4 protein-coding genes and 1 pseudogene are annotated in these 4,552 nt (G+C 24.2%); 3 read left to right on the top strand and 2 right to left on the bottom strand.

What is annotated here, in order from left to right:
- From D9R21_RS07135 to D9R21_RS04455, 3 genes are all read left to right on the top strand, one after another.
- On the top strand, window positions 1-270 hold a 270-nt coding region (locus D9R21_RS07135; RefSeq protein WP_206609237.1), incomplete at its 5' end, for a hypothetical protein.
- A gap of 13 nt (window positions 271-283) precedes the next feature.
- Window positions 284-1,537: a hypothetical protein gene (locus D9R21_RS04460; protein ID WP_126821265.1), complete on the top strand. Its 1,254-nt coding sequence runs from the start codon at window positions 284-286 to the stop codon at window positions 1,535-1,537.
- Complete coding sequence (locus tag D9R21_RS04455) at window positions 1,537-3,732, top strand: hypothetical protein (protein WP_126821264.1); 2,196 nt, start codon at window positions 1,537-1,539, stop codon at window positions 3,730-3,732. The genes D9R21_RS04460 and D9R21_RS04455 overlap by 1 nt, the downstream gene beginning before the upstream one ends.
- A 452-nt stretch (window positions 3,733-4,184) precedes the next feature.
- On the opposite strand, the pseudogene D9R21_RS08665 reads toward D9R21_RS04455, so the two are convergent.
- Both D9R21_RS08665 and D9R21_RS07125 read right to left on the bottom strand, forming a co-directional pair.
- Window positions 4,185-4,244, bottom strand: a pseudogene (locus D9R21_RS08665) (hypothetical protein); the annotation flags it as partial.
- A gap of 60 nt (window positions 4,245-4,304) precedes the next feature.
- The coding region (locus D9R21_RS07125; protein ID WP_206609236.1) for a hypothetical protein at window positions 4,305-4,552 on the bottom strand (248 nt) is incomplete at its 5' end.

Genomic DNA, 4,552 nt, shown 5'->3' with positions numbered 1-4,552 from the left:
ATGCCAAAAGTAGAAGTTAAAGATGTAATTATGTTTTTGAAAATCTTTGGAGTTTCATCATTGTTTTTTATTGCAGGAATTATTATTTGTTTTATAGGAGAAAGAACATTGGGTATTTCTTGACCAGCATATGTTATTGTTTCAGCAATGCTTATCGGTGCAGGAATTATAGTTTTAATTATTGAAACAATTAGATTTATCAAAACACATAATAAAAAACAAAAAGAAGATAGCATTGAAGATGTTATTAAAAAAGAAGATACAAAATAAAGAGGTGTTATAAATGGGATTGTTACCTGCCAAAAAGAAATTAAAAAAGAGTTATGATATTGATAGTTATTATCTTAATTTAGCAACAACGATTAATAATCGTAAAAATGTTACTGTTCAAAAACATAATGATATTTTAGAAAAAAGAATTTGTGAAGATAATGCTAATTTTTTAAATCCGCGTGAATTAGAAATTAACATTTATAATCCACTTACTAATCAAAAATTGGATGCTAAATTAATTAATAACTTTTTAAAAACACAGGACTTTACTAATAAGAATTGATACAATGAATATAAAATTAATAAGAATGGTAAAGGTGCATACTTTATTTTTGCTAATAATTCAAAACTTAATTTTATTAATATTGATTTTTACAATGACCAGTATGATGAATTGGGTAATTTAGTATCTTGCACTTTTGATTATGATCATTATATTAAAAATGACCAGAGTGTTTTTATTACTGAAAAATTAGAAATTGATGCTGTAACTAAACAAGTAAAAATTATTAGAAAGTTAAAAACACGACTATACAGTACTATTACGGACTTATATATTGATGATGCAAAATGAAATAACTATACAACATTACAAAGAGAAGAAATATTACCACTTAATTTTATACCAATTGAAATTATTCCTAATAACCCTAATTTTGAACCTTCTGCTCGTTATGGTAAACAATTTGCTAGTATTTTAGATATTATTGCTGAAAAGATAATGTTAGACCCATTATTAAATAGTGGTAAATTTACCATTAATACTAATGGCGTGACTGGTGTTGTTGACCAAGAAATTAGTAAAATGTTGGCTTCATTTATTGAAAATGACTTGTTATTAGTTGAAGGTGATCCTGATAGTAATTTTCAACCAGTAGACTATATTGCTGGTAATTTTAAAGGTGAACAATTAACCAAAATATATGATTGATTATTAACTAATTACTATAAAATAAATCGCCATCATGTTCCCGCTATTGCTAAGGGAGCCCAACAAACCCAAGCAGAAGTTGCTGGTGTAAATATTCAAACAAACGCATCATATGAACAAATGATATATATTAGAGAAATTAAATTAACTGAATTCGTTATTAAGTTAATTAAATATGATAATGCTGTTTTAAATAGTAGAACATTCAATATTAAAAATATTGATGAATTAATTGTTGATGTTCGCTTACCAGTAAATGCTACTTTAAACAGACAATTAAAAAACAACGAAACTATTATCAATATGCCTAATAAAGAAGGAGAACAAGAATAATGTTAAAACCATCTGAAAAAATGTTAGCAAAATTAGCAGAAAATAATGAACCAATTGATTATTCAATTGATAGTATTCCGTTAGATTTTGCTAATCAATCGCAGTATAGTGACCCTGATTTAGAACAATTATTTACAGAAGACCGTGCCAGAACATTGTATATTTATAAAATTAATAATCTTGTTAAGACAAAGCAAAAACCAACCTTAAACTACTCTCAAAATAGCGTTAAAATTGGTTTTATTAACAAAGATGAATATATTAAAATAACTGGTTATGAAATTAGTGACTTTAATTTTAAATTACAAGTTCAACAAAATACCACAGTCCAAGATAATAGTACAAGTTATGTAATGATTGATGAAAAAGATATTTTAATTAATAATATTTCAAAACAAGACAAAGCATTTTTAGAAACATTAGACTTAAAAATAATATCTATTAATGAACCAATTAGCGAAGACAACAAAAATGAATGTTACATCATCGAAGAATATAAACGCCCTTATACACCTGATGGTGTTGATATTATTAAATCTACGCATTTAGTTAAGGTGACTGATTTTAAATGAAAAAATCAAAATAGTATTCATTTAGTATTACAAAAATCATTGTCCGAAGACACAGTGTTTACTGGGGTTGAAATTAAATATCCTAAATCAATGTTATTTGGTAATATCAAATGTTGAGGAAATATCAATGGTGTTTATTCTTATCCATCATCAATAATTGAAAATGCTAATTTAGTACCTTTATTATCAATGCCAATTGAAACAAACCCTAATGTACGAATATTTCAATATTGATTTACTGAAAGCTTTTTACCATGAAGTATAGCCAAAAACTATCAAGGAAAAGATATTTTAGATTTAATAAATAAAAGTGGTTTAAGATTGGTTTTATTAAATTATTTAACATATAGCTACAATTATGATAGAAAATTTCAAGGAGCAAAATACAATGAAAAAGGTAACCCCACAAATAAAGCGGCCGAACTGCGTCAACAATTTGAAGGACAAAAACCAGAAGATGTAATTGATGGTTTGTTTGAAAATTGAAAATTAGATAATATCACATCTATTAATGAAAATGTTTTCAAAAGATTTAAACAAATTATCTATATGCTTTCAAATTATACATATAGCAAATATGCCATTAATAAAGGTTATAATGATGATGTTAAATTATTTTCCCCTTATTATTTTGAATTAATATCTAATCCACGAGAGGTAGAAACTGGATATTGAGAATTTGAAAATTGTAAAGTTCAACTAAATTCATCATATTTTAATTTTAGTGGCCGTACTTCCATTATACCAGAACCAATTAATTACTGAATGGAATTTTATGCAAATGATAAACCATTTAAAGAAGTTAATAATAGGTGATATTTTGTTATCTGACTTGGTGATAAAAATTATGATTGAAAAATTGTAAAATTTCAAAATAATATTGAAGTAAATAAAGGTCAAATAATTGATAATACAGGTGATTTTACACTTAATTTAACTTGAGCTGTCGATAGTTTTGATTTAACTATATATGCTCCAAGAGCATTTAAAAGTTGATATTGAAGATTGGTTAATAAAGAAAAAATTAAAGCAGTTTATCGTTGAAATAATGACAGTGAACCAGATACACCAATTATTGACCCAAAAACCGGACAAATTACAAATTGAAATTTAAAATTAGAAAATAATATTAATAGTAACGATAATAATGAAATTAAAGTAACTGTTAAAAACAAAGATATTTCAGAAAATAAAGTTTATCAATTAGAAGCAAATTATTTCAATTGATTATCAATAACAAATGAGTTAGAGACAAATAATATTCCTTCACTTATTCCAGCAGAAATCAAACTGTCTGATGGTGAATATGGCAAATATTTAACTAATTTAATTATTTCTAATTACAAAATAGAAAAATATTTAAACTATTTTTCGCAATGATATAAATTACTTTATTCTAAAGCAGATTGAATGAATATAGCTAAAAAGTTAGTTGAAGATAATATTAAAATAACTTTTGATGATAAACTTTTTATTTTAAATCAAATTGAAATATCGGGTATATGAAGTTATGGGAATTATGATATTACAATTTTTACAGAAAAAGAAAAAATTAATATTTATAATTTAAAATTATTTAATAAAAATAATGAAAAAATATCATTAATTAAATTAGAAATGTAAAAAGTTATTTAAATTTATAAATTTAAATAACTTTTTAATTCATTTTTAATATTCATGTTTGGTTCACTGTCATTATTTCAACGATAAACTGCTTTAATTTTTTCTTTATTAACCAATCTTCAATATCAACTTTTAAATGCTCTTGGAGCATATATAGTTAAATCAAAACTATCGACAGCTCAAGTTAAATTAAGTGTAAAATCACCTGTATTATCAATTATTTGACCTTTATTTACTTCAATATTATTTTGAAATTTTACAATTTTTCAATCATAATTTTTATCACCACGTCAGATAACAAAATATCACCTATTATTAACTTCTTTAAATGTTTTTTCTTGTGGTGCTATTCATTCTAAATTGTCTTTAATTTCTTGGTTATTAGTATTTATTTGGTTTTCTTTTTTTAATTTATATAATTCTTCGCTTGTATATTCTTGTTGTGTATTACAAGCAACTAAACTTGTTGTACTTGTTCCTATTAAAGTGATTGTTCCTAAAATAGTTAATATTTTTTTATATATTTCTCTTCTATTTTTTATAAAGTTTGTTAATTTTATTAAAAAAATAAATTATCAACTTGTTTCTTGCGGAAATATATAACTTCTTCCTTCATTAATTTCAACTTGAACTGATCCATAGTACCTAGTATTTCCTTCTGGAACATAAATTCTAGCTCCCCCATTTCTTATATTTGAAACCCTTAATATATTTGATAATTCAAGTGGTAAATCTCGATTATTAAACATAAAAGCTTGTATAATGTTTCTTTCGTTTGGGTGTTGATTAAGAATATTTAAATTAATATTTAGATTTTGGG

It is taken from the genome of Spiroplasma endosymbiont of Megaselia nigra (assembly GCF_003987485.1).
Lineage (GTDB): Bacteria > Bacillota_I > Bacilli_A > Mycoplasmatales > Mycoplasmataceae > Spiroplasma.
This window is presented reverse-complemented; position numbering and strand designations above follow the sequence as displayed.